Origin of the sequence: Aeromonas sp. sif2433, from assembly GCF_019218705.1 — a bacterium.
Taxonomy (GTDB): domain Bacteria; phylum Pseudomonadota; class Gammaproteobacteria; order Enterobacterales; family Aeromonadaceae; genus Aeromonas; species Aeromonas encheleia.
This window is the reverse complement of sequence record NZ_JAHUXD010000006.1, coordinates 199,758-225,233: the sequence shown is the minus strand read 5'-3', so window position 1 is coordinate 225,233 and position 25,476 is coordinate 199,758. Positions and strand designations below refer to the sequence as shown.

At 61.3% G+C, this 25,476-nt stretch carries 22 protein-coding genes; 9 read left to right on the top strand and 13 right to left on the bottom strand.

Translation table 11 applies throughout. The features are described 5' to 3' along the window. Positions 1 to 6: 6 nt before the first annotated feature. Positions 7 to 426, bottom strand: coding sequence for a D-ribose pyranase (rbsD, locus tag KW825_RS11515; protein WP_218291389.1), 420 nt, complete (start codon positions 424 to 426; stop codon positions 7 to 9). A gap of 198 nt (positions 427 to 624) precedes the next feature. Then, on the bottom strand, positions 625 to 1,242 hold the full coding sequence (locus KW825_RS11510) for a glutathione S-transferase family protein (RefSeq protein ID WP_042653807.1): 618 nt from the start codon (positions 1,240 to 1,242) through the stop codon (positions 625 to 627). Positions 1,243 to 1,545: 303 nt separating this feature from the next. Here KW825_RS11510 and KW825_RS11505 point away from each other — a divergent pair, with 303 nt between their 5' ends. Then, positions 1,546 to 2,298 (top strand): hypothetical protein, encoded by a 753-nt coding sequence (locus KW825_RS11505; protein ID WP_218329280.1) that lies wholly within the window; start codon positions 1,546 to 1,548, stop codon positions 2,296 to 2,298. Between the two features lie 16 nt (positions 2,299 to 2,314). Then, positions 2,315 to 2,980 carry a DUF2987 domain-containing protein gene (locus KW825_RS11500; RefSeq protein ID WP_218329279.1) on the top strand — a complete coding sequence of 222 codons (666 nt, stop codon included), beginning with the start codon at positions 2,315 to 2,317 and terminating at the stop codon, positions 2,978 to 2,980. 83 nt (positions 2,981 to 3,063) lie between these two features. Here KW825_RS11500 and ttcA read toward each other — a convergent pair whose 3' ends face one another. From ttcA to ccoN, 11 genes are all read right to left on the bottom strand, one after another. Then, entirely contained in the window at positions 3,064 to 3,972 is a 909-nt protein-coding gene (ttcA, locus tag KW825_RS11495; RefSeq protein ID WP_218291392.1) for a tRNA 2-thiocytidine(32) synthetase TtcA, read from the bottom strand. A gap of 67 nt (positions 3,973 to 4,039) precedes the next feature. Next, on the bottom strand, positions 4,040 to 4,987 hold the full coding sequence (gene uspE / locus KW825_RS11490) for a universal stress protein UspE (RefSeq protein WP_218329278.1): 948 nt from the start codon (positions 4,985 to 4,987) through the stop codon (positions 4,040 to 4,042). Between the two features lie 139 nt (positions 4,988 to 5,126). Next, positions 5,127 to 5,882 carry an FNR family transcription factor gene (locus KW825_RS11485; RefSeq protein WP_042653802.1) on the bottom strand — a complete coding sequence of 252 codons (756 nt, stop codon included), beginning with the start codon at positions 5,880 to 5,882 and terminating at the stop codon, positions 5,127 to 5,129. Between the two features lie 68 nt (positions 5,883 to 5,950). Then, positions 5,951 to 6,637, bottom strand: a complete 687-nt coding sequence (locus KW825_RS11480; RefSeq protein ID WP_218329277.1) for a sulfite exporter TauE/SafE family protein — start codon at positions 6,635 to 6,637, stop codon at positions 5,951 to 5,953. Beyond that, positions 6,621 to 6,809 carry a cbb3-type cytochrome oxidase assembly protein CcoS gene (gene ccoS / locus KW825_RS11475; RefSeq protein WP_218329276.1) on the bottom strand — a complete coding sequence of 63 codons (189 nt, stop codon included), beginning with the start codon at positions 6,807 to 6,809 and terminating at the stop codon, positions 6,621 to 6,623. Before ccoS ends, KW825_RS11480 begins: the two co-directional genes overlap by 17 nt. A gap of 91 nt (positions 6,810 to 6,900) precedes the next feature. Further along, positions 6,901 to 9,291 carry a heavy metal translocating P-type ATPase gene (locus tag KW825_RS11470; RefSeq protein ID WP_218329275.1) on the bottom strand — a complete coding sequence of 797 codons (2,391 nt, stop codon included), beginning with the start codon at positions 9,289 to 9,291 and terminating at the stop codon, positions 6,901 to 6,903. Between the two features lie 3 nt (positions 9,292 to 9,294). Beyond that, entirely contained in the window at positions 9,295 to 9,783 is a 489-nt protein-coding gene (locus KW825_RS11465; protein WP_218329274.1) for a FixH family protein, read from the bottom strand. A 125-nt stretch (positions 9,784 to 9,908) separates the two neighbouring features. Beyond that, positions 9,909 to 10,886 (bottom strand): cytochrome-c oxidase, cbb3-type subunit III, encoded by a 978-nt coding sequence (ccoP, locus tag KW825_RS11460; protein ID WP_042653797.1) that lies wholly within the window; start codon positions 10,884 to 10,886, stop codon positions 9,909 to 9,911. Beyond that, positions 10,886 to 11,065, bottom strand: coding sequence for a CcoQ/FixQ family Cbb3-type cytochrome c oxidase assembly chaperone (locus KW825_RS11455; protein WP_042076232.1), 180 nt, complete (start codon positions 11,063 to 11,065; stop codon positions 10,886 to 10,888). Before KW825_RS11455 ends, ccoP begins: the two co-directional genes overlap by 1 nt. A gap of 11 nt (positions 11,066 to 11,076) precedes the next feature. After that, on the bottom strand, positions 11,077 to 11,691 hold the full coding sequence (gene ccoO, locus KW825_RS11450; protein WP_042653796.1) for a cytochrome-c oxidase, cbb3-type subunit II: 615 nt from the start codon (positions 11,689 to 11,691) through the stop codon (positions 11,077 to 11,079). 16 nt (positions 11,692 to 11,707) lie between these two features. Then, positions 11,708 to 13,132, bottom strand: coding sequence for a cytochrome-c oxidase, cbb3-type subunit I (ccoN, locus tag KW825_RS11445; protein WP_218329273.1), 1,425 nt, complete (start codon positions 13,130 to 13,132; stop codon positions 11,708 to 11,710). 287 nt (positions 13,133 to 13,419) lie between these two features. Between ccoN and KW825_RS11440 the strand changes: the two genes are divergently transcribed. From KW825_RS11440 to KW825_RS11410, 7 genes are all read left to right on the top strand, one after another. Beyond that, a complete protein-coding gene (locus KW825_RS11440) occupies positions 13,420 to 13,878 on the top strand; it encodes a hypothetical protein (RefSeq protein ID WP_218329272.1) in 459 nt (152 codons plus the stop codon). Between the two features lie 111 nt (positions 13,879 to 13,989). After that, the gene (locus tag KW825_RS11435) at positions 13,990 to 14,448 is read left to right on the top strand and encodes a GAF domain-containing protein (protein WP_218329271.1); all 459 of its coding nucleotides are present in this window, start codon (positions 13,990 to 13,992) and stop codon (positions 14,446 to 14,448) included. A 102-nt stretch (positions 14,449 to 14,550) separates the two neighbouring features. Next, entirely contained in the window at positions 14,551 to 15,189 is a 639-nt protein-coding gene (gene proQ, locus KW825_RS11430; RefSeq protein ID WP_042653792.1) for an RNA chaperone ProQ, read from the top strand. An 8-nt stretch (positions 15,190 to 15,197) separates the two neighbouring features. Next, entirely contained in the window at positions 15,198 to 17,213 is a 2,016-nt protein-coding gene (gene prc / locus KW825_RS11425) for a carboxy terminal-processing peptidase (protein WP_218291401.1), read from the top strand. A 152-nt stretch (positions 17,214 to 17,365) separates the two neighbouring features. After that, complete coding sequence (gene pepN, locus KW825_RS11420; RefSeq protein WP_218329270.1) at positions 17,366 to 19,990, top strand: aminopeptidase N; 2,625 nt, start codon at positions 17,366 to 17,368, stop codon at positions 19,988 to 19,990. 108 nt (positions 19,991 to 20,098) lie between these two features. Then, a complete protein-coding gene (locus KW825_RS11415; RefSeq protein ID WP_042653789.1) occupies positions 20,099 to 20,320 on the top strand; it encodes a DUF2835 family protein in 222 nt (73 codons plus the stop codon). Positions 20,321 to 20,594: 274 nt separating this feature from the next. Further along, positions 20,595 to 25,436, top strand: coding sequence for an NAD-glutamate dehydrogenase (locus KW825_RS11410; RefSeq protein WP_218329269.1), 4,842 nt, complete (start codon positions 20,595 to 20,597; stop codon positions 25,434 to 25,436). The last annotated feature ends 40 nt before the right edge of the window (positions 25,437 to 25,476 follow it).

Sequence of the window (25,476 nt, the reverse complement as noted above, 5' to 3'; positions counted from 1 at the left end):
ATGGCCTTAAAACGCCACGCCGGCGCAGAGGATGAGGTTGGCGTAGGGCGTCACCTCGCCGGTGCGCACTATGGCCTTGCTCTGCCGGGTACGGCTCTTGAACGTTTCGTGCAGGCAATATTCGACGGCGATGGGCTTGCCCTGATCGAGCGCGTGTGCCGCAATCTGATCGAGCAGTGCCTGGTGGGCGAGCGGACTGATCAGTTTGAGCTCGCTCGCCATGATCACCTTCTCCACCACCAGATCGGTGAAGAGTGCGGTCAGCACTGCCTCAAGGCTGGGGGTGCCTGCCATCAGCGCCAGATCGATGCGCTCCGGGCCCGCCGGGATCGGCAGACCGGCATCGCAAACGGTGATCTCGTCGGTGTGACCCATCTGTGCCACCAGGGCACTCAGGGGGGCATTGAGCAGCTTGCCTCGTTTCATACAGCACCTCGGCGGGTGGACCCCGCATCTCTGTTATCCTGTCAGGCAACCGGTTACGCAACCGGTTGCGTCGTGAGGCGAAAGATAGGCGTTAACGGTTAACGGGTCTAGCGACAGATGATGAAAATGTGAAAACGATCTCAATGCGAGGGGATGATGGCTGAAAAAGCGGGCGCTGGCAGGCGCCCGCTTCCGGGATCAGATCACCAGGGCCTGCTGCACGGCGGGACGGGCCTGCATCCGCCGGGAGTGCGCCGCCACCTTGGGGAACTCGTCGATGGATACCCCATCGCTCTCCAGCCAGCTGGCCACCACGAACAGGTAGATGTCGGCCAGGCTGAAGCGATCCCCCAGCACCCAGGGGCCGGTCAGGTAGTGGTTTTCCACCTCGGCGAAGCCGTCGCGCATGTTTTGCGGCATCTTGGCCTTCATGGCGGCGATGGCCTGCTCGTCATCGGCCCAGCGGCTGCCACGGCGCCCGTGGGCATGGGAGATGTGCAGGGTGGCGGCGAGGAACAGGTTGACCTCTTGCATCCTGGCCAGCAGGAAGGGGTCTTCCAGCGGTGCCAGTCCGGCCGCCGGGAAGCGCTGTGCCACATAGAGCAGCAGGGCCGGGGTCTCGGTCAGCACGCCGCGCTCGGTGACCAACGCCGGTACCCGCCCCTTGGGGTTGATGGCTAGATATTCGGGGGTGCGCTGCTCGCCGGCGACCAGATCGAGTCGCTTGATCCGGTGCGGGGCATCGGCCTCCACCAGGGCGATGCGTACCGCCATGGCACAGGTGCCGGGGGCGAGATAGAGCGTCAGTTCGGACATTGCGGGTCTCCTTGTGTGCGATCGCCGGCCTGTACCCGAGGGCGTATCGCCGGCGATCAAATGGGTCTTGGGCATCCTACGCCCATGACGGGCATGGGCCAAGCCGGCTGTCGTGATCGCTGGCGACGGGCCGGCCTGACACCCGCTCGTTATCGCGGTCGATCCGGGCGCCGGCCAACAAAATCAATGGCTTTATGAACAACAGATAACAGGAAAAACGGCTACGCATGCCCGGTCAAATCGCTATAATGTGCCACCTTGGATCAGTCGCTTTCGATGTTGGACAGTCAATTGAGTAATAAAATGCGGATCGGTGGAACCCTCGAACAGTCCCTCAGCCAGGGATATCGTCTGGACCTGCAAGGGGTGGTGAAGGAGGGCTGGCAACAGACCAGGCGCACCGGCTTTGGCCTGTCGCTGGCCATCGCCGGCGTCATGGCTATCTGGATCCTGCTGAGCAACACCCTGCTGGCCCCCTATCTCAGCCGGGAAGGTGACATGGACATGGCGCTGGTGTTGAGCCTGCTCATCACCGTCATGATGTCCCCCATGACCTCTGCCCTCGACATGCTGGGGTTGCAACAGTCGGTCGGGGTGCGGGCGCGCCCGAACCAGGTGTTCGACTTCTTTCGCCACTTCCTGCGCCTCGGTAGCCTGAGTCTGCTGGGCAGCCTGATCACCAGCCTGTTTGGCCCCCTGTTCGAGCTGGTGGGGCTGCCGGTGATGCTGGCGTTCATTCCCTCCGCGCTGGTGGGCATGGGGCTGGTGTTTACCGTTCCCCTGGTGCTGGAGCGCGGCCTGCCGCCTGCCCAGGCCATCCTGGTCTCGCTCAAGCTGTTTGCCCGTGGCTGGCCCAGCATAGTGCTGTTGCACGGCGTCATGCTGGCGCTGTTCTTCCTCGCCCTGATCCCCATGGGGCTGGGACTTATCTGGGTGGCCCCCCTCTATTTCAACTGCAAGGGGATCCTCTACCGGGATCTGTGCGGGGTCGCCGTCGAGGTGACCGAGGTAGGGGAGAACGCAAGCAACGAGGGCCCCGATCATTTCAACGCATGATGCAAAAGGACGGCATATGAAGCTGGTTCGACATGGCATGGCGGCAAGCTTGCTGCTACTGCCAACCCTTGGGCTGGCGCAGCCCTCGCTGGATCTGCAGTACTCAACCTTCTACAGCCAGATGAAGACCTTCGCCAAGGGGGAGTTTGGCCAGGCGAGACTCGGTTTTTATCTGACCGATCCGCAGACGGGCCAGCGCTGTGGCTTGAGCGCGGCGCGGGTCAGCACCCAGGATAGAGAGGTGGCGGCCGAGGTGACGGTGGACGGCGAACTGCGCCTGCCCTATGACGACGATCTCAACCTGGACAAGGCCACCGTGGTGGTGGCGCTGACCGAGCCGCATGCCAGCTGCGATCTGTCGGTGCAGGTGATGGCGGATGCACCCAAGGGGGGGTTCGAGGTGAGCGAGCTGCTGGGGCGTCAGCAGGACATGCAGGCGTTGCTGGACAAGCTGGCGGGCATGATCGGCAAGTACTTCCTGCCGGGGATGGAAGGGGTACGAGTGAGCCTGGCACAGCCGAGCGGCACCGCCTATCTCATCGATGGGGATCGCCAGCAGGCGCTGCCCTGGCAGGATGGCCAGCTGCTGCTCGACAATGCGCTGCTCACCGACTTTGCGACGGGCAAATTGCAGCTGCAGGGGGAGATCCTGCGACTGACCCCCTGGTTGCGCAAGGGTTGATCAGGGCCCGCCATGAATAGAATCCATAAAAAAGGAGCGCCAGGCGCTCCTTTTTTCTATGTGCGGTACAGGGAAGGCGGTACTTAGCGCACCTCTATCACATCCAGCACGTCCATCTCGTCGATGTTCAGCAGGGGGGCGGTCGGCAGCTCGGGCGGATCGAAGGCCTTGTCGCCACCGTCGATGATGCCGGAGTCGCGGTTGATGCTCTTGAAGTCAAACAGCTTGTGATCGAGCAGGTGGCTCGGGATCACGTCCTGAATGGCGGTAAACATGGTCTCTATGCGGCCAGGGAAGCGGCGATCCCAATCCTGCATCATCTGCTTGATGGCCTTGCGCTGCAGGTTCTCCTGAGAGCCGCACAGGTTGCACGGGATGATGGGGAAGGCCTTGACCTCGGCGTAGCGCACCAGGTCCTTCTCCTTGCAGTAGGCCAGCGGGCGGATCACCACGTTCTTGCCATCGTCACTCACCAGCTTGGGGGGCATGGACTTGAGCTTGCCGCCGTAGAACATGTTGAGGAACAGGGTCTCGAGGATGTCATCGCGGTGATGGCCGAGGGCAATCTTGGTGCAACCCAGCTCCAGGGCGCTGCGGTAGAGAATACCGCGACGCAGGCGGGAGCAGAGGGCGCAGGTGGTCTTGCCTTCCGGTACCTTGTCCTTGACGATGGAGTAGGTGTCTTCCTCGACGATCTTGAAGTCGACGCCGAGGGCGGCCAGGTACTCTGGTAGCACGTGCTCGGGGAAGCCGGGTTGCTTCTGATCCAGGTTGACGGCCACGAGATCGAAATGGATGGGGGCGCTCGCCTTCAGGCTCATCAGGATGTCGAGCATGGCGAAGCTGTCCTTGCCGCCAGACAGGCACACCATGATCTTGTCACCCTCTTCAATCATGTTGAAGTCGGCGATGGCCTGACCCACGTTGCGCCGCAGGCGCTTCTGCAGCTTGTTGAAACTGTATTTCTCTTTGGCGTTAAGCTCTTCGTGCATGGCCTCAAACCCGGGACAAAAATAAGCGGCTTATTATAGCCATGTCCCGAGGGAGGGCAAGAAACGCTTATGCCGGATGACGCCTGTCGTCCACCGGGCAGCTGTAATCGTCCGGTTTGAGGATCAGGATGTCGCAGTTGAGCCGATCCACCACGTGCTCGGCGGTGTTGCCAAGCAGTGCGGCGGAGAGGCCGGTACGGCCGACGCAGCCCATGATCATCAGGGTTGCCTTGAGATCGTCGGCCATGTCGGGCAGCACCTCTTCCGGCAGCCCCTCTGCCACCTTGGTCCACATGTGGCCGATGCCGAACTGATCCGCATGCTCGCGCAGCAGATCCTCGTGGTGCTTGCGGATGGCGTCGTTATAGGCGTTGGGATCGAATTCGGGCAGCTCTATGGCCACATTGACCGGGGTGCCCGGGTAGGTATTGACCAGATAGAGGTTGGAGCCGAGCAGATCGGCGATGGCGGCTCCCTCGCGGGTGATGCGCTCATTGAGCACCTTCTGCTCCAGATCATCGCTTGAGCAGTTGATGGCGGCAATGATGTTGCCGCCTCGTTGCCAATGACCCTCCTTGACCAGCAGGACGGGGCAGGGACACTTGCGCAGCAGGTGCCAGTCGGTCGGGGTGAAGATGAAGGTCTGCAGGAAGGAGTGATGGTGGGTCGCCTTGACCACCAGATCGTGGCGCTGTGCCAGCACTGTCTGGATCACGCATTCGAAGGGGCGGTTGTGCCACACCACCTTGACCTCGCACTCGACCCCCTTGGCACGGTAGGGCTGCAGTATGTCATCGAGCCATTCCCGGCGCTGCGAGATGACCCCATGGCGCATCTCTTCCCGCTCATCCACCGACAGCATGGCCGTCATCTCGTATGAGAAGTCGTAGATGGTCAGCAACAGGGTCAGCTGGGCGCCCTCGTCCAGCTCGGCGATCTTGACCGCCCGTTCGAGCGCGATCTGGCGCTCCTCTTCCGGGTTGATCACCACCAGAATATTTCGGTACTTGACCATGTTCTCCTCCTTGGCAAAAACGCCAATGATGGCAACTCTTTAGCCTTTACAGCTTAGTCCAAGGGGAGAGGTGGGGAACTGTGCCGGATCAAATTTCAGGGCGAACCGATCCGGCAATAGGGGGAAGAGGCGGGTGTGATCAGCCGCAGGCGGGGCGGGTGGCGCCAGCCATGACACCGAGTGCCACATGATCCAGCACCGTGATGTACTTGCCCTTGACGCTGATGAGGCCAGACTTCTGGAAGCGGCCGAGCAGACGGCTGATGGTCTCGACGGTGAGGCCGAGGTAGTTGCCGATGTCGCCGCGGGTCATGGAGAGACGGAACTCCTTGGCGGAGAAGCCACGCTCGGAGAAGCGCACCGACAGGTTGTGCAGGAAGGCGGCGAGGCGCTCTTCGGCGTTCTTCTTGGAGAGCAGCAGGATCATCTCCTGATCCCCCATGATCTCGTTGCTCATCAGTCGCATGATCTGCTGACGCAGCTTGGGCATCTTGCCGGAGAGATCGTCGAGCACGTCGAACGGGATCTCGCACACCATGGCGGTTTCCAGCGCCTGGGCGAAGGAGGGGTGAGCCTGCTTGTGGATGGCGTCGAAGCCAACCAGATCCCCAGCCAGGTGGAAGGCGGTGATTTGCTCGTCCCCCTGCTCGGTAATGGTGTATGACTTGATGGTCCCGGAGCGGATGGCGTAGAGCGACTTCAGCTCATCACCGGCCTTGAACAGCTCCTCGCCTTTCTGGATCGGCTTTTTGCGCTCGATGATGCTGTCCAGCTGATCGAGCTCGTTGTCGTTCAGGGTGAAGGGGATGCAGAGCTGGCTGATGCTGCAATCCTGGCAATGAATTGCACAGCCACCGCTCTGAATACGTCTGCCAGGTTTCTTGTCCGGGATCATAGGCTCATATGAATAATTGATTTATATCAAACAAGTTTACCATCAACTCATCCGTTTTGGATAGGGTTTCAAAAGGATGCAATGCCGATCCAGAGGGTATGCAGTCCATACAGGATGAGCAGCAGAGCCCCTCCGACGCGCAGGCTGCGCAGGGTCAACCAGTAACGTAACCTGTCCGCCAGACCGCCCAATGCAAACAGCGTCGGCAGGGTGCCGATGCCGAAGCAGAACATGAGCAAGGCCCCGCCGCTGGCGGAGCCGGCCGCCGCACTCCAGGTCAGCATGGAGTAGACCAGACCGCAGGGCAGCCAGCCCCACACCATGCCAAAGGGGAGGGCCTGCAGGGCCGAATGGAAGGGGAGAAACTTGCCCGCCAGCGGCCTGATGTGGGGCCAGAACCGGGCTCCGAGACGCTCGAGCAGCAGTATGCCCTGCCACCAGCCGGCCAGATAGAGGCCGAGGGCTACCATCAGCAGCGCCGCCACCAGCCGCAAGCCGGCGATGGCATGCTTGCCGGCCCCGAGCTCGCCGGTGGTGGCCAGCAATCCGCCTACCAGGGCGCCCGCGATCACATAGCTGAGGATCCGCCCCAGATTGTAGTTGAGCAGGTAGCCGAGCCGTCCCCAGAAGTGCTGCTTGTCGGGCGGGATCGCCATGGAGAGGGCGGCCGAGACGCCGCCGCACATGGCGATGCAGTGGCCAGAGCCTGCCAGCCCCACCAGCAGGGCCCCCATCAGGTCAAGGCTGTTTGTCATCACGTTGCGGGTCCTCGCCCTTGGCGGTGAGTTGCTCCTCGTCGAACAGGATGTTGGAGCCCTGGCGATCCAGATCCTCGAACTGCTCCGAACGAATGGCCCAGAAGAAGACGACGCCCGCGATGATGACGAACAGGATGGCAATGGGGATGAGGACGAAGATGATGTTCATGATGCGAGCCTTGCTGTGGGGGGGGTCATGATAAACCAGTTGGGGCCGGCATGCCCCTGTCATCGCGGCAAGTGGCCCTGGCGCCTGAGCCTCAACGGTTCAGGCGCATGGAGTTGGTTACTACTATGAGCGAGCTAAGGGACATACCCGCCGCCGCCAGATAGGGGGGCAACCAGCCGCTGGCCGCCAGCGGCAGCACCAGCAGGTTGTAGCCGATGGACCAGGCGAAGTTCTCCTTGATGATCTTGCGGGTGCGCAGCGCCAGGGTGCGGGCCGTCAGCAGGCGGGAGAGATCATCGGCCAGCAGGATGGCATCGGCGCTGTTCTTGGCCAGATCCGTGCCACCCGCCATGGCGAAGGAGGCGTGGGCGCCGGCCAGCACGGGAGCATCGTTGATGCCATCCCCCACCATGATGCTGATGTCGCCCGCGGCTTCTCGCGCCTTGAGGTAGCTCAGCTTGCCATCCGGCGTCACCCCTTTCACCAGCTCATCCACCCCCAGCTCGCGGGCGATCGCGTCGGCCTCGGCCGAGCCGTCCCCGGTGAGTATGGTGGTGTGCAGCCCGGCGGCCTTGAAGGCCTGGATCAGCGCCCTGGCATCCGGGCGCAATGTATCCGCCAGGCTGAAGCGGGCCAGCAGGCGGGCGTCGTCGGCCAGATAGATGGCCAGCCCCTGAGTCGCGCTCTGCTCCTCAGCCAGCCCGAGCCAGCGGGCGCTGCCGATGCGATAACGGGTGCCGGCGACCGTTCCCTGAATGCCGTGGCCGATGACGGGGAGCACCTCGCTCGCCGGCAACGGCGCGACACCTTCGGCGGCCATGCTTCTGAAGGCGCGGGCGATGGGGTGCTCGGAGTAGGCCTCGAGCGCCTGGGCGATGGCGAGGCACCGGGTCTCACTCAGCTCGGCCAATGCCTGGGTGCCTGTCAGGCTGATGTTGCCGGTGGTCAGGGTGCCGGTCTTGTCCATCACCACCCGGTTGGCGCGAGTCAGCACGTCCAGCACGTGGCCGCGGCGCAGCAGTATGCCGGTGCGAGTGAGGTGGGCGGTGGCCGAGGTGAGCGCGGTCGGAGTGGCCAGCGACAGGGCGCAGGGGCAGGTGGCCACCAGCACCGCCAGTGTTATCCAGAACGCCTGCTCCGGCTGATGGAAGTGCCAGTAGGTCCAGACCCCGGCGGCGATGAGCAGCAGCACCAGGATGAAGTGACGGGAGAGTACGTCGGCCAGCTGGGCGATGGCGGGTTTGTCATCGAGGGCGCTGTCCTGCAGCCGCATGATCTGGGCCAGGCGTGACTCCGCGATGGGGTGGCTGACCCGGATGTCGAGCGGCGCATCCGTGTTGATGGTGCCGGCATAGACGGGATCCCCGGGTCGTTTGAGCAGGGGCAGTTGCTCGCCGGTCAGCATGGCTTCGTTGAGGCTGGCCTGCCCCAGGGTGATGATGCCATCGGCGGGCAATGTGGCCCCCGCCAGCACCCGCACCCTGTCCCCGACTTGCAGCGTCTTGGCGGCCACGTCGTGCTCGCCATCCTCGTCGATGCGGGTCGCCATGATGGGCACCAGCCGCGCCAGGTTGGAGCTCGACTCCGACGCCTTGCGCCTGGCCCGCAGCTCGAGCAGGCGCCCCAGCAGCAGGAAGAAGACAAACATGGTGATGGAGTCGTAATAGACCTCACCCGTATTGAATACCGTGGCCCAGATGGAGGCGACGAAGGCACCGATCAGCGCCAGCGACACCGACACGTCCATGGAGAGGTGGCCCTGCTTCAGGCTGCGCCAGGCGCCCACATAGAACGGCTGGGCCGAGTAGATCATGATGGGGGTCGAGAGCAAGAGGCTGATCCACTTGAAGTAGATCATGAATTCCTCCTCGACGCTGATGAAGAGATCCATGTAGAGCGCCACGGCGCACATCATCACCTGCATGGAGCCGAGGCCGGCCAGCGCCATGCGGAACATGTAGCTGCGCACCTCGCGGGCGTAGAGCGCCTCTTGGCTGTGAGTCTGGAAGGGGTAGGCGCGATAGCCGATCTTGGCGAAGCCCTTGAGGATGTCGCTCAGGGAGAGCCGCGCCGGATCCCACTTGATGCGGGCCCTGTGGGTGGTGGTGTTGACGTTGACGTAGTGCAGGCCGTCGAGTCGGGTCAGGTGGCGCTCGATGAGCCAGGCGCAGGCGGCGCAAGTCAGCCCTTCCACGCTGAGCTGGATCTCGCGCTGGCTGCCCGCGCCGCTGTCGGTGACGAAATCCTGCTGCACCTCGGCCAGATCGTAGTGGCTGAGGGCGGCCAGTTCGCTGGGCACCAGCTCCCCCTTGATGCCGGGGGCGGTACGGTGTTCGTAGTAGCTGGCGAGGCCGCATTCGAGAATGGTTTGGGCCACGGCCTGGCAGCCGGGGCAGCACATGGGTTGCACTATGCCCTTGATCTCGAGTGCATAGCTGCTGCCAGCGGGCACCGGCTCACCGCAGTGGAAGCAACCCGTCATGGCTTAGCGTCCCTTGGGATCGAGTTCGATGGGGGCCTTGGTCGGCAGCTGTACCGTCTCCTGCAGGCGCCACTCGTGGTCGAAGGCATCGACCCGGATGTGCCACTTGCCGGTGGGGGCCTTGTCGAACAGCAGGCGATAGACGCCATTGCCGTCGGCCGTCATCAGGTGCTCGCTGTCCATGCCGGCCAGGGTCGGATGGAACAGAGAGAGACGCAGTGCCTGCCCGGGCGGGATATCGCCGGCGAGGGGCTTGAGGGTCAGCTCGTTGCCGTTGACCGCCAGGGCCATGCGAATGTGGAGGGCCTCGGCGCGATCAAACTTGCTGAGGTCCTGATTAATCTCCTTGCCCTGCTTGTAATAGTCTTCGGCCACCAGGTTGACCCCGTCCTTGCTGGCGATGATGGCAGTGGCGATGCTGCCGACGACGGCGGCGCAGGGGAGGGCGATGATGAACCAGGGCCAGAATTGGCGATACCAGGGATGAGTCATAGTGCTACCGAAACCTATGATTAACAAAATAGAGGGATTTTAGCCAACACAAGATAACAAAAAGCCTCGAAGAGTCGAGGCTTTTTGCTGAGTAATCACGTGCTTATCACATGTTACTGCTTATTTTACTTGTCGTTGTGGGACAAGCTATAGACGTAGGATGCCAGCAGATGGACCTTGTCTTCCCCCAGGATATCCTTCCAGGCCGGCATCACGCCGTGACGCCCGTGGGTGATGGTCTGCTCCACCACCTGACGGGAGCCGCCGTACAACCAGGTGTTGTTGGTCAGATCCGGCGCCCCGAAGGCGATACCGCCCTTGGCATCCGGGCCGTGACAGGCGGCGCACATGGCGAAACGGGCTTCCCCCTTCTTGGCTTCGACCAGATCGACCTTGCGGCCGGACAGGCTCAGCACATAGGAGGCGACCTCCTTGACCCCATCCTGACCCAGGATCTCGCCCCAGGCCGCCATGATGCCCTGACGACCGCCCATGATGGTGGTCTTGATCTGATCCGGTTGACCGCCCCATTGCCATTCGCTGTCGGTCAGGTTCGGGAAGCCGCGACCGCCACGGGCATCGGAGCCATGGCACTGGGAGCAGTTCTGCAGGAACAGACGCTGACCCACCTTGCGGGCTTCCGGATCGGCGGCGACGTCTTCGATGGGACGATAGCTCTTGCCGTCAGCCTGATAGGCCAGCTCGCGGAACTTGGCGCCATAGACTTCGTCGGCCTTGACCAGTTCACGGTCATACTCGACCGCGCGCCCTTCCGCCTTGGCGGAGGCCACCGCGGCCTTGGAGTCCGCCAGGGAGCGGATGTCCTGGTTGGAGCTCTGCCAGCCCAGCAGGCCCTTCCAGTTGCCGAGGCCCGGGAAGGCGAGCAGGTAGATGAGGCCGGTGACGATGAAGAAGAGGAACATGTAGGACCACCACTTCGGCAGCGGGTTGTTGATCTCCTCGATGCCGTCGAAGGTGTGCCCCATGGGTTTGCCCTCTTCGGACCCCATCTTGTCCTTCATGCACCACATCAGCAGCAGGAAGCAGCCCAAGATGGTGCCCAAACTGATGACGGTCACAAAAATGCTAAACAAAGTGCTCATTATTGCTTCGCTCCTGCGTTCTTGTTATCAGCACTGGGTTGCTCGTCGTCGGCAAAAACCAGGTTGGCAGCCTCGTCGAAGGAGGCCTTGCGGCGCTTGCTGTAAGCCCAGACGATGATGCCGATCATGATGGCCATCAACAGCAGGGTGTAGAGGCCGCGAAATGTGCCGTAATCCATATCCCTACTCCTTATTTCAGGGCATGACCCAGTGATTGCAGATAGGCCACCAGGGCATCCAGCTCGGTCTTGCCCTTCACGGCATCGCTCGCCCCCTTGATGTCCTCATCGGTATAAGGCACGCCGAAGTTGTCCCGGAACAGCGCCAGCTTCTTGCCGGTCAACTCGCCGGTCAGGACGTTGGTCTCCAGCCAGGGGAAGGAGGGCATGTTGGACTCGGGCACCACGTCGCGCGGGTTGATCAGGTGAGCGCGATGCCAGTCATCGGAGTAGCGACCGCCGACCCGGGCCAGATCTGGACCGGTACGCTTGGAGCCCCACAGGAAGGGGTGCTCCCACACGCTCTCGCCGGCGACCGAGTAGTGACCGTAACGCTCGGTCTCGGCGCGGAACGGACGGATCATCTGGCTGTGGCAGACGGTGCAGCCTTCGCGGATGAAGATGTCGCGCCCTTCCATCTGCAGGGCGGTGTAGGGCTTGAGGCCCTCCACCGGCTCCGTGGTCTGCTTCTGGAAGAACAGCGGGGTGATTTCGACCAGGCCCCCCAAACTGATGGCAAAGATGATGCCGACCACCAGCATGGGGACGCTCTTTTCAAAGATCTCGTGACGATTTTTGTTGCTCATGCTTTGACCTCTTCAATCATGCTGGCTGTGCGACAGGTTCCAGGGAACCCTTGGGCGCAGTGATGGTGCGATAGGCGTTGTAGGCCATCAGCAACATGCCGGTGACGAAGAAGCAGCCACCCAGGAAGCGCACGAAGTAGAAGGGATAAGAGGCCTGCAACGCTTCCACGAAGCTGTAGGTCAGGGTGCCGTCGTCGTTGACCGCACGCCACATCAGGCCCTGCATCACACCGGAAATCCACATGGAGACGATGTAGAGCACGGTACCCACGGTCGCCAGCCAGAAGTGAACGTTGATCAGGCGAATGCTGTACATGCGGCCCTGCTCGAACAGGTTCGGGATCAGGTGATACACGGCGCCGATGGATACCATGGCAACCCAGCCCAGCGCGCCGGAGTGGACGTGACCTATGGTCCAGTCGGTGTAGTGGGAGAGGGCGTTGACCGTCTTGATCGCCATCATGGGGCCTTCAAAGGTGGACATGCCGTAGAACGACAGGGACACGATCAGGAAGCGCAGGATGGGGTCATAGCGCAGTTTGTGCCAGGCACCGGACAGGGTCATGATGCCGTTGATCATGCCGCCCCAGGAGGGCACGAACAGGATCAGGGACATCACCATGCCGAGGGACTGGGCCCAGTCGGGCAGCGCGGTGTAGTGCAGGTGGTGCGGACCGGCCCAGATATAGAGGGAGATCAGCGCCCAGAAGTGCACGATGGAGAGACGGTAGGAGTAGACCGGGCGTCCCGCCTGCTTGGGCACGAAGTAGTACATCATGCCGAGGAAGCCAGCCGTCAGCAGGAAGCCGACCGCGTTGTGGCCATACCACCACTGCACCATGGCATCCATGGCACCGGAATACATGGAGTAGGACTTCATGCCGGAAAGCGGCACTTCCATGTTGTTGACGATGTGCAGCACGGCGACCGTGATGATGAAGGCGCCAAAGAACCAGTTCGCCACATAGATGTGGGAGGTGGTGCGCTTGGCCAGGGTGCCGAAGAAGACGATGGCGTAACTCACCCAGACCACGGCGATGGCGATGTCGATGGGCCACTCCAGCTCGGCGTACTCCTTGGAGGTGGTGTATCCCAGCGGCAGCGAGATGGCGGCGGCGAGGATGATGGCCTGCCAGCCCCAGAACACGAAGGAGGCCAGCGGGCCGCCGAACAGTCTGGCTTGGCAGGTGCGTTGCACCACATAGAAGGAGGTCGCCATCAGGGCGCTACAGCCAAACGCGAAGATGACCGCGTTGGTGTGCAGGGGACGTAATCGGCTGTAAGTCAGCCAAGGGGTGTCAAAGTTGAGGGCAGGCCAGATCAACTGGGCTGCAATCAGTACACCAACCGACATACCGACAATTCCCCAGACAATTGTCATGACGGTGAACTGGCGCACAACGGTGTAGTTGTACTCAGGATGGTTTGTTGTATGGCTCATCGTTGTATTCCGCTTCCGATGCTGCTGTTGTTTGATTTTTTTGTCCGGTGACCAGGACCATTTTCACCCCAAATCTGCGAAATCCCTCTCGTTAACATCTGTTAATAAAAGGAAAAGCAAAAGGTGGTTAAATGAAAATTCATTGAGAATGATACTGAACTGACCGGTAAAATAACAGTACAAACAGTGATATATTTGGCTCTGACGGGTCTCGTGTTCGCCAGTTTTTACCTTGCGCGAGATCACGAAAATCGTATTTTCAAAGTACCTTACAAGGCTGTTTTTTCATGAAAGAGAGACTCACTTCACGCAAAATCGGGCACTTGACGATTGTCCTTGCCATTTTGCTCTCATTGATGGCGTATCGGACCTGGTTTTCGGGCCCGCAGACGGCGCTGCCGCAGGCAGGAAATGATCAGATTTGTGATCTGTCCCACAGCCCGTGCGACGGTCTCATCGGCAACAAGCCGTTGACGGTCAGCGTCGAGGGGGCGCCGGTGCAGGCCGAACATGACTTTGTTTTGCGCCTTCAGGGGGGGGATGCGGCCATCACCCCGCTCAAGGCCTGGCTGGAGGGGAAGGAGATGTTCATGGGCCGGATCCCGGTGCAATTTGAGGCCAGCGATGGCGGTTGGCAGGGGAAAGCCCAGGTGGGTTCCTGCACCTCGGCGACCATGGTCTGGCTGCTCAATATCGAGTGGAGCAATGGCCAGCGCCAGCAGCTGGCGCTCTCCGTTCCCCGTTGATGGTGCTGGCCCGTTTGGGTAAAAGCAGGGGGGCCGAGTGAAATTTGATTTGAATTTTTCAGTCAGGACGGTACCTTGCACTGATTATCAAGGAGTGAAGTTCATTTAATCATGATTGAAAAACAAGCATTTTATCGCACCCTGAACCAGCAGGTCCAGGCATTGCTGGAGGGAGAGCCGGACCTCATCGCCAACCTGGCCAACCTGTCCGCGCTGCTCAATCAGGAGCTGGCTGACATCAACTGGGTCGGCTTCTATCTGCTGCAAGGTGACACCCTGGTGTTGGGGCCCTTCCAGGGCAAGCCGGCCTGCGTGCGCATTCCGGTCGGGCGAGGGGTCTGCGGCACCGCCGTGGCCGAGGGCAAGACTCAGCTGGTGGACGACGTACACCAGTTCGTCGGCCATATCGCCTGCGATGGCGCCAGCAACTCGGAGATCGTGATCCCGCTGCGCCGTGGCGGTGACATCATCGGGGTCCTGGATGTGGACAGTCCGATTTTTAACCGTTTTGACCAGGAGGACCGAATTGGCCTCGAAGAAACGGTGCAAATTTTGGAAAGCATGCTCTAAGTCATTGCTAGATGGTTCGCAAAAGGCCCCAAGCTCTCTATAATAGGGCCTTTGTTGTGTTCGGGCATGGCCCGTGCGTCTATATGAAAGCCAAGGTTATACATGGAAAACACTGAAAAGCTGAAGAACAGTAAAGAGATCGTTGCCTACCTGGTCGAGAAATTCCCGGCCTGCTTCATCGCTGAAGGAGAGGCCAAGCCACTCAAGATTGGCATCTTCCAGGATCTGGCCGCGCGCCTTGCTGATGACGACAGAGTCTCCAAGACCATGCTGCGCTCTGCTCTGCGTCAATACACCTCCAGCTGGCGTTACCTGCATGGCCTCAAGGCTGGCCAGGCCCGTGTCGATCTGGACGGCAACCCCGGTGAGCTGCTGACCGAAGAGCACATCGAACATGCCAAACAGGCGCTGAAAGAGAGCAAAGAGCGTGTCTTTGCCAGCCGCCGCACCAATACCAAGGAAAAGGAAGACAAGCCGAAGCAGCCGCGCCGTCCCGCGCCACGCAAAGCCGATGCCGCCCGTTCCGACAAACCGAAAGCCGCCCCCAAGGCCGCTCCCGTTGCCGAAGCTCCGCTGGTGAAAGTCGATGCCGCGACGCTGAAAGTGGACCAGGGTGTGCGCGTCGTGCTGGGCAAGAACCCTGTCCCGGCGACCATCAAGGAAGTGACCAAGGACGACGTACAGGTTCAATTGCAGACCGGCATGATGTTGCGGGTCAAGTTCGAGCATCTGGTTCTCTAAGGAGACAAATGTTGAAGCATGGCGTAATTCGTTTTTCCCTCGTTGCCTGTAGCCTGGCGCTTGCCGGGCTTGCACAGGCCATCGAGCCGGTGCTCAAGGAAAGTGATTTGCCTGTGTTGGCTCAAGAGAGCCAACATGCTACGGCCAGCAAGCGAATTGCCAATCTGTTTACCCGCTCCCATTACAAACAGTTCAAGCTGGACGATGCCTTTTCCTCCGTGATCTTTGACAAGTATCTGGAGAATCTGGACTACAGCCGCAACCTGTTTTTGGCCTCTGACATCAGCCGCTTTGAAAAGTACCGTACCGGTTTTGACACCGATCTCGAAAGAGGACGGCTGGCTCCTGCCTACGAGATGTTCAACCTGAGTCAGCAGCGGCGTTATGAGCGGTTCGAATACGCCCTTAAACTGCTCGACACTCCCTTCGATTTTACCCAGCCCGACAATTACATCTTCGATCGGGAAGGGGCGGCCTGGCCCAAGGACGAGGCCGAGCTCAACGAGTTGTGGCGTCAACGGGTCAAGTTCGATGCCCTGAGCCTCAAGCTCAGCGGCAAGGAGTGGCCCGAGATCAAGGAGTTGCTTGGCAAGCGTTACAACAACGCCATCAAGCGGATGTCCCAGACCGAGAGCGAGGATGTGTTCCAGCTCTTCATGAACTCCTTCGCCCGTGCCATCGAGCCCCACACCAGCTACCTCTCGCCGCGCAGCGCCGATCGCTTCAACACCGAGATGAACCTCTCGCTGGAAGGCATAGGTGCCGTGCTGCAGGCGGAGGATGATTTCACCGTCATCCGCTCCCTGGTGCCCGGTGGCCCGGCCGCCAAGTCCAACCACCTCAAACCCGATGACAAGATCACCGGGGTCGGGCAGGACGATGGCAAGATTGTCGATGTGATCGGCTGGCGTCTGGATGACGTGGTCGAACTCATCAAGGGTCCCAAAGGCAGCAAGGTGAAGCTGGAGATCCAGCGCGGCAAGGGCGCAACCGCCAAGACCGAGCTGATCGAGCTGACCCGTGACAAGGTGCGCCTAGAAGACAGGGCCGCCAAGTCCAAGGTGATCAATGCGGAAGGCAAGAAGATAGGGATACTCGAGGTCCCGAGCTTTTACGTCAATCTGCACGACGACGTCATCAAGGAGCTCTCCAGCCTCAACAAGCAGAAGATCGATGGCCTCATCGTCGATCTGCGTGGCAACGGCGGCGGTGCCCTGACCGAGGCCTCGGCCCTGAGCGGCCTGTTCTTCGCCAGCGGGCCCGTGGTGCAGATCCGTGATCACATGGGCCGCATCACGGTCAATGGCGACGATGACGGCAATGTCTACTACGGCGGCCCCATGTCGGTGATGATCGATCGCTACAGCGCCTCGGCCTCCGAGATCTTCGCCGCCGCCATGCAGGACTATGGTCGCGCCCTGATCCTGGGTGAAAACTCGTTCGGCAAGGGCACGGTGCAGCAGCATCGCAGCCTGGCCAAGGTCTATGACTTCTACGAACAGCCGCTGGGTCATGTGCAGTACACCATCGCCAAGTTCTACCGGATCGATGGTGGCAGCACCCAGAACAAGGGCGTTGCCCCGGACATCAGCTTCCCCACCGCCGTGTCACCGGAGGAGACGGGGGAGAGCCGCGAGTTCAATGCGCTGCCCTGGGACAAGATTGCCTCGGCCAGTTATGGCAAGTTGGGGGACTTCTCCAGCCTGCTCTCCAGGCTGAAGAGCGATCACGAGGCGCGGATCAACAAGGATCCGGAATTTGCCTACGTGATGCAGGACATCAAGGAGTATCAGGAGGACAAGGACAAGAAGTCGGTCTCCCTGAACGAAGCCGAGCGGTTGGCCGAGCAGGCCAAGCAGGACGAGAAGGCGCTGGTGCGAGCCAATGAGCGACTGACCCGTCTTGGCAAGCCGACGGTGAAGAGCCTGGATGCGCTGCCGACCGATTTCGAGGCCCCTGACGAGTACCAGATCGAAGCCGCGAACATCACGGCTGATCTGGCTCGACTGAGCAAGAAAAGCTGAGCGAACACGCAGCGATGCGAACTGACAAGGGCGACTTCGGTCGCCCTTTCTTTTTGGCCGCGGTTAGCCAGTGGAATGCAAACTATTTGACCCTGCCGATCCGTTGTGACAGCCTCTGACACGTTGATAACAAAGCGTGGAAGCACACAATAATGACCGATCACTCCCAGGCCATGACGGCCAAATATCGCCAGGATTACCAGGCGCCGCTCTACTGGATCGACAGCATCGATCTCGACTTCCAGTTGCAGGAGCCCCTGACCCGTGTCACAGCCATCTCCCGTCTGCGTCGCAACGGTGAGCACAAGGCGCCGCTGGTGCTGGACGGCGAGGGACTCGTCCTGCGGAGCATCAGCGTGGATGGTATTCCGTTCACTCAGTACGAGCAGGGGGAGAACAGCCTGACGCTGTTCAACCTGCCGGCCGAATGTGTGCTGACCCTAGTCACCGATCTGGATCCCGCCGCCAACACGGCGCTGGAGGGGCTCTACAAGTCCGGCGACGCCTACTGCACCCAGTGCGAGGCCGAGGGTTTCCGCCGCATCACCTATTATCTGGACCGCCCCGACATACTGGCGCGCTACAGCACCCGCATCAGCGCCGACAAGGCCAAGTATCCCTTCCTGCTCTCCAACGGCAACAAGGTCGAGAGCGGCGATCTGGATGGGGGCCGTCACTTCGTGCAGTGGCAGGATCCCTTCCCCAAGCCCAGCTACCTGTTCGCCCTGGTGGCCGGTGACTTCGATGTGGAGCGCAGCAGCTACCGCACCAGGAGCGGCCGCGAGGTGGCGCTCGAGATCTTCGTCGACAAGGGCAACCTGGACAGAGCCGGTTTCGCCATGGAGAGCCTGATCAACTCCATGCGCTGGGACGAGCAGCGTTTCGGCCTCGAGTATGACCTCGACATTTATATGATCGTCGCGGTGGACTTCTTCAACATGGGCGCCATGGAGAACAAGGGGCTGAACATCTTCAACTCCAAGTTCGTGCTGGCCAACCCGGCGACCGCTACCGACGGCGACTACCACGGCATAGAGCGGGTCATAGGCCACGAATATTTCCACAACTGGACCGGCAACCGCGTCACCTGCCGCGACTGGTTCCAGCTCAGCCTGAAAGAGGGGCTGACGGTGTTCCGGGATCAGGAGTTCTCCTCCGATCTGGGCTCGCGCGGGGTCAACCGCATCAACAATGTGCGCACCGTGCGCGGCCCGCAGTTTGCCGAAGACGCCGGCCCCATGGCGCACCCCATCCGCCCGGATGTGGTGATCGAGATGAACAACTTCTATACCCTGACCGTCTACGAGAAGGGCTCTGAAGTGATCCGCATGCTGCATACCCTGCTGGGTGAGGACAATTTCCAGGCCGGCATGCGGCTCTATCTCGAGCGCCACGACGGCCAGGCCGTCACCTGCGATGACTTCGTGCAGGCGATGGAGGATGCCGGAGGCCGAGATCTCGGCCGCTTCCGTCGCTGGTACAGCCAGTCCGGCACCCCAGAGCTCACCGTGACGGACGAGTACGATGCCGCCACCGGTATCTACCGCCTGCACGTGCGCCAGCACACGCCGCCGACCCAGGATCAGCCGCAGAAGCTGCCGCTGCACATTCCCCTCGACATCGAGCTGTATGACGAAAACGGGGCCGTGATCCCGCTGCAGTATCAGGGCCAGGCCATCGGCCAGGTGCTCGACGTGCTGGAGGCGGAACAGACCTTCGTCTTCGACCGGGTGCCGGTCAAGCCGGTCATCTCCCTGCTGCGGGACTTCTCCGCCCCGGTCAAGCTGCACTATGAGTACAGCGACGAGGCGCTGGCCTTCCTGATGCGCTTTGCGCGCAACGAGTTCGCCCGTTGGGATGCGGCCCAGATGCTGATCAACAAGGCGGTGATCGCAGGGGTGGCCCGGGTGCAACAGGGCCTGGATGTCGAGCTCTCCGCGACCCTGCTGGCGGCCTTCGTCGCCATCCTGGACGAGGCCGAACTGGATCCGGCGCTCAAGGCCGAGATTTTGGCCCTGCCGGGGGAGGCCACCCTGGCCGAGCTGTTCGAGGTTGCCGACATCGATGCCATCCACCGGGTCCGCGATGCCATCCACCGCGCCCTGGCGCAGGCGTTCGGTGCTCGGCTGGCCGCCAGCTACGAGGGACTGCGCCTGCAGGGCTATAGGGTGGCGCATAGCGATATGGCCAAGCGCGCCCTCAAAGGGGTGGTGCTGGGTTATCTGGCGGCGCTCGACAGTGAGGGCACCGATGCCCTGGTGCGCGAGCAATACGCCCAGGCCGACAACATGACAGATACCCTGATGGCGCTGCAGGTGGCCAATGGCCATCTGCTGCCGTGCCGCGCCGAACTGCTGGCCGATTTTGAAGGCAAGTGGGCCCAGGATGGGCTGGTGCTGGACAACTGGCTGCGCCTGGTCGGCAGCAAGCCGGCGAGCGATGTGCTGGTCGAGGTGCGTCAGGCAATGGGCCATCCCACCTTCAGCATTCGCAACCCGAACCGGCTACGTGCCCTGGTGGGCAGCTTCGCCATGAACAATCAGGTGCAGTTCCACGCCATCGACGGCAGCGGCTATCGCTTCCTGACCGATCTGCTGATCGAGCTCAACGAGGTCAACCCCCAGGTGGCCTCCCGCCTGATCACCCCGCTGATCCAGTTCAAACGGCTGGACGAGGTGCGCAAGGGGCTGATCCGGGCCGAGCTGCTCCGACTGTTCAAGCTGGACGGGTTGGCGCGAGACTTGTTCGAGAAGGTGAGCAAGGCGCTGCAGCAGTAATCTCGCCTGGTTGAACAGAGGGCAGGGGAGCCTGGTTCTCCTGCCCTCTCGTTCGGATCCGGCAGACCCATTCATGACGTGCATATAGAGAGAAGAGGAACCAACAAGGTGAGGCAATATACCTTTCGACTGGCATTGAGCAGCGAGGAGATCCTGCTGATGTATCAGGGCCATGCCAGGCGGCTGGTGGTACGTACCGAGCAGGGGTTGACCATAGAGCTCGGGCTGGAAAAAATTCGGAGTTTTGTCGCAACCACTGGCGTATACGGCTACTTTCGGCTGAAAACCCAGGACGATCATCGCTTCATCAGCCTGGAACGCATAAATTAACAAAAACAGAACAGATTCCCGAGTAATTATCTGCTTTAAGTCACTATCTATCCGGTAGATTTGCCATAAGCCAGTGTGATTTTCTATTTTTTGCCGACTTGGCAAAATTTATCACAACCCAAGCCGTGATCTGTCCCTTGTTTTTAACATCCCATTATCACCATTGCTCGCCTTCCTTGATCCAAGACATTACACTTCGCAGCAACTCTGTACCGGTGGGTATCCAGCGTGGTTACCCATGTGTCGGTGATGTCGTCCGATAAGGAAACTAGCAATGGCATTGAAAGACGCCCCTACCTCAGTTCTGCTCGAAAACGTTCTCAGCCTGATCCATCAGAAGTTGCCCAAGAAGAGTGCCTCCCTGGTCGAGTGCTTCGTCGCCAAGTTCTACGGCAACATGGCCAGCACCGATCTGCACGATCGCAATGACAGCGATCTCTACGGGGCGGCGCTGAGCCTGTGGAATGCGCTCAACCAGCGCACCAGCACGGATCCCTATATCCGGGTCTACAACCCCGAGCTGACCCGCCACGGATGGCAGTCTCCCCACACCATCGTCGAGATCATCTTGCAGGACACTCCTTTCCTGGTGGACTCCATCCGCATGGCCCTCAAGCGTCTCAACATCACCGCTCACATGATGCTGCACCAGCCGCTGCACCTCATTCGTAGCGGCGAGGGCAAGATCAGCGCCATTCTTGAGCTCGACAACACCGCCGAGCAGACCTCGGTGGAGACCGCCTTCCTCATCGAGATCGACCATCTGACCTCTGACGAGCAGATGGAGGCCCTGGCCGCCGAACTGAAATCCGTGGCCGGCGAAGTGGCGCTGGCTGTGGGTGACTGGCAGCCGATGCTGGCTCGCCTCAACGAGATCATCGACGAGCTGCCCAAGCGCAAGAACCCGGTCAGCCAGGCCGAGGTCGATTCCAGTGTCGCCTTCCTCAAGTGGGTGGCGGCCAATAATTTCACCCTGATGGGTTATCGCCGTTATGACGTCAAGGCGGTGGAAGGGGATCACGAGATCCTGCCGCTGTCGGATTCCAGCCTCGGCCTGATGAAGAACTCCGTCAAGGACGAGGGCCAGCGGCTGGGCAGCATGCCCGCCAGCGCCCGTCACGCGGCCCTGAGCTCGGATCTGCTGATCCTGACCAAGTCCAACAGCAAGGCCCGCGTGCACCGCCCGGCCTATGTGGACTACATCGGCATCAAGCGCTTCGATGAGCACGGCAAGGTGGTGGGGGAGGATCGCTTCATCGGTCTCTACGCCTCGTCCATCTACAACACCAGTGCCACCCAGATACCGCTCATCAGCCATCGTCTGGAGCGCATCATGGCCGCCTCCGGTCACGAGAAGGGCTCCCACGCCTACAAGGCGCTGCTGAACGTCTTGGAAACCTACCCGCGCGACGAGCTGATCCAGGCTCGCGAGGAGGAGCTGCTGGCCACCGGCCTCGGGGTGCTGGAGATGCAGGAGCGCGACATGTTGCGCCTGTTCGTGCGCCGCGATGTGTACGGCCGCTTCTTCTCCTGCATGGTCTATGTCACCAAGGAGCGCTACAACACGGCGCTGCGGGTCAAGACCCAGCAGATATTGCAGAAATATTTTGGCAGCAGCGACGAGGTGGAGTTCAACGTCTACTTCTCCGAAGGCGTGCTGGCCCGGACCCACTACATAGTACGGGTCAACAATAACAACGTGGATGTGGATGTGAACGAAGTACAGAACAACCTGATTGAAGCCGCCCGCAGCTGGGATGACCGCCTGGATTCCGTGCTGCTCTCCCATTACGGCGAGGCCCTCGGCAACGGCCTGCGTCGCCGCTTCAGCACCGCCTTCCCCCGTGCCTACAAGGAAGATGTGCTGCCAGGCTCCGCCGTGGCCGACATCATAGCGCTGGACAGCCTGAGCGAGAGCAATCCGCTCGGCATGCTGTTCTACCGCGCCCAGGAAGAGGAGAACGATCGCCGGGTGCGCCTCAAGTTGTTCCACCGCACCGAACCTATCCACCTCTCTGACGTCCTGCCCATGCTGGAAAACATGGGGCTGCGGATCATAGGGGAGACCCCGTATCAGGTGCGCACCCCGACCGGTGAGGTGTTCTGGATCCTCGACTTCTCCATGCTGCTGCGCGGCGATCAGCCGTTCGATCTGGCCCAGAGCCAGCAGCGCTTCCAGCAGGCCTTCGCCGGCGTCTGGAACAAGACCCTGGAAGATGATGGCTTCAACCGTCTGGTGCTGGGTGCCAGCCTCACCGGCCGTCAGGTCTCGGTGCTGCGGGCCTATGCCAAGTACATGCGCCAGACCGGTGTCTCCTTCAGCCAGTCCTACATCGAGGAGACGCTGACCCGTTATCCCGAGATTGCCCAGCTGTTGTTCACCCTGTTCGAGCAACGCCTCTGCCCAACCATCAAGCAAGATGCCAAGGCGCAGGAGAAGCTGCACGAGCAGCTCGCCGCCAAGCTGGATCAGGTCGCGAACCTGGACGACGATCGCATCATCCGCCGCTACATGGAGATGATCGACGCCACCCTGCGCACCAACTTCTATCAGCGGGACGCGCAGGGCGAGATCAAGCCCTACATCTCCTTCAAGCTGGCGCCGTCCAGCATCACCGACATGCCACTGCCGCTGCCAAAATTCGAGATCTTCGTCTACTCGCCGCGAGTGGAAGGGGTGCATCTGCGCTGGGGCAAGGTCGCCCGTGGCGGCCTGCGCTGGTCCGATCGCAAGGAAGACTTCCGCACCGAGGTGCTGGGTCTGGTCAAGGCGCAGCAGGTCAAGAACACCGTCATAGTGCCGGTCGGTGCCAAGGGCTGCTTCTACTGCAAGCAGATGCCGGTCGGCGCCCCCCGCGCCGTCCTTCAGGAAGAGGGCAAGGCCTGCTATCGCCTGTTCATCCGCGGCCTGCTCGATGTGACCGACAACATCATCCAGGGGGAGGTGATCCCGCCCAAAGACGTGGTTCGCCACGACGAGGATGACTACTACCTGGTGGTGGCGGCCGACAAGGGCACTGCGACCTTCTCCGACATCGCCAACGAGCTGAGCCACGAATATGGTCACTGGCTCGGCGATGCCTTCGCCTCCGGCGGCTCGGTCGGTTATGACCACAAGAAGATGGCCATCACGGCGCGCGGCGCCTGGGAGTCGGTCAAGCGCCACTTCCGCGAGCTCGGCCTCAACTGCCAGACCAGCGACTTCACCTGTGTGGGGATAGGCGACATGGCGGGGGACGTGTTCGGCAACGGCATGCTGCTCTCCGAGCACACCCAGCTGGTGGGCGCCTTCAACCACATGCACATCTTCATCGACCCGACCCCCAACGCCGCCAAGAGCTTCGTCGAGCGTCAGCGCCTGTTCGATCTGTCGGGTTCAAGCTGGGATGACTACAATCGCGAACTGCTCTCCGAGGGCGGCGGCATCTTCCTGCGCTCGGCCAAGTCCATCAAGCTGAGCCCGCAGACTCAGGCCCTGCTCGGCACCGACAAGACCAGCATGGCGCCGAACGAGCTGATCAAGGCGCTGCTCTGCCTGAACGTCGACCTGCTCTGGAATGGCGGCATCGGCACCTATGTGAAGAGCTCCCGCGAGAGCGATGCCGAGGTCGGCGATCGCAGCAACGACGTGCTGCGGGTCAACGGTCGCGACCTGCGTGCCCGCATCGTCGGCGAGGGCGGCAACCTCGGCTTCACCCAGCTCGGTCGGGTGGAGTACGCCAGCCAGGGCGGTCACATCAACACCGACTTCACCGACAACGTGGGCGGGGTGGATTGCTCCGACAACGAGGTCAACATCAAGATCCTGCTCAACCAGCTGGTGGCCGCAGGCGACATGACCCTCAAGCAACGCAACCAGATGCTGTACGAGATGACGGATGCGGTGGCGAAGATCGTCATCACCAACGCCTACCGTCAGTCCCAGTCCATCTCGGTCACCGCCTTCCGTGGTGCCGAGCAGCTCAAGGAGCAGCAACGCTTCATCCAGGGGCTGGAGCGGGAAGGCAAGCTGGATCGGGCGCTGGAATTCCTGCCCTCCGATGAGGAGTTGTCCGAACGGATGGCGGCAGGGCAGGGGCTGACCCGTCCCGAGCTCGCCGTGCTGGTGGCCTATGGCAAGATGGTGCTGAAAGAGCAGCTCAACTGCCCGGAAGTGATCGACGAGCCCTTCCTCGCCAACATGCTGGTGACCAGCTTCCCGGCCCAGCTGCAGCAGCAGTTCGGTGCCCAGCTTGCCCAGCACCCGCTGCGCGGCGAGATCATCGCGACTCGCGTCGCCAACATGCTGGTCAACGACATGGGGCTCAACTTCGCCAGCCGGATGAAGGACGAGACCGGAGCCTCGGTGGCCGAAGTGGCCTGCTGCTTCGCCATGGCCCGCGAGGTGTTTGGCCTCAATGCGCTCTGGCGTGACATCGAGGGTTGCGACAACCTGGTGGATGCCAATACCCAGCTCGAACTGATGTTCTACAGCCGCCGCATCGTGCGCCGTGCCACCCGCTGGTTCCTGCGTGCCCGCAACCGCAGCTGGAGCATCAGCGAAAACATCGCCTTCTTCCGCCCGGCCTTCGAGACTTTGGCCCAGCACCTCTACGAGGTGATGGACGAGAGCGAAGTGGCCGAGCACCAGCAGGCGGTGGCCGCGCTGGTGGCCAAGCAGGTCCCCGAGCAGATTGCCCGTCAGGTGGCGCACATGAGCAGTCTGTTCTCCAGCCTGGATCTGGCGCAGATCGCCGCTGAGCACAAGACCGACATACTGCGTGCCGCCAACGTTTACTACCGCCTCGGTGCCAAGCTCGACCTGCACTGGTTCCTCGAGCAGATCAACCATCAACCCGTGGGCAACCACTGGCAGGCGATGGCGCGGGCCTCCTTCCGCGAAGATCTGGACTGGCAGCAACGCAGCCTCACTTCCGTGGTACTGGAAGGGTGCAAAGAGCAGGGCGAATGCGCTACCATACTGGCCGACTGGATTTCGGAGCATGAGCAACTCTTGTCCCGTTGGACCCACATGTTGGCCGACTTCAAGACCACCAGTACTCACGAGTTCGCCAAGTTCTCGGTGGCCTTGCGAGAGTTGAACCTGCTCCAGTTGAATTGCCGAACCTCGATATAACGTTTATTGGCATCATCACACCAAAAGCCCCGGCCAGTTG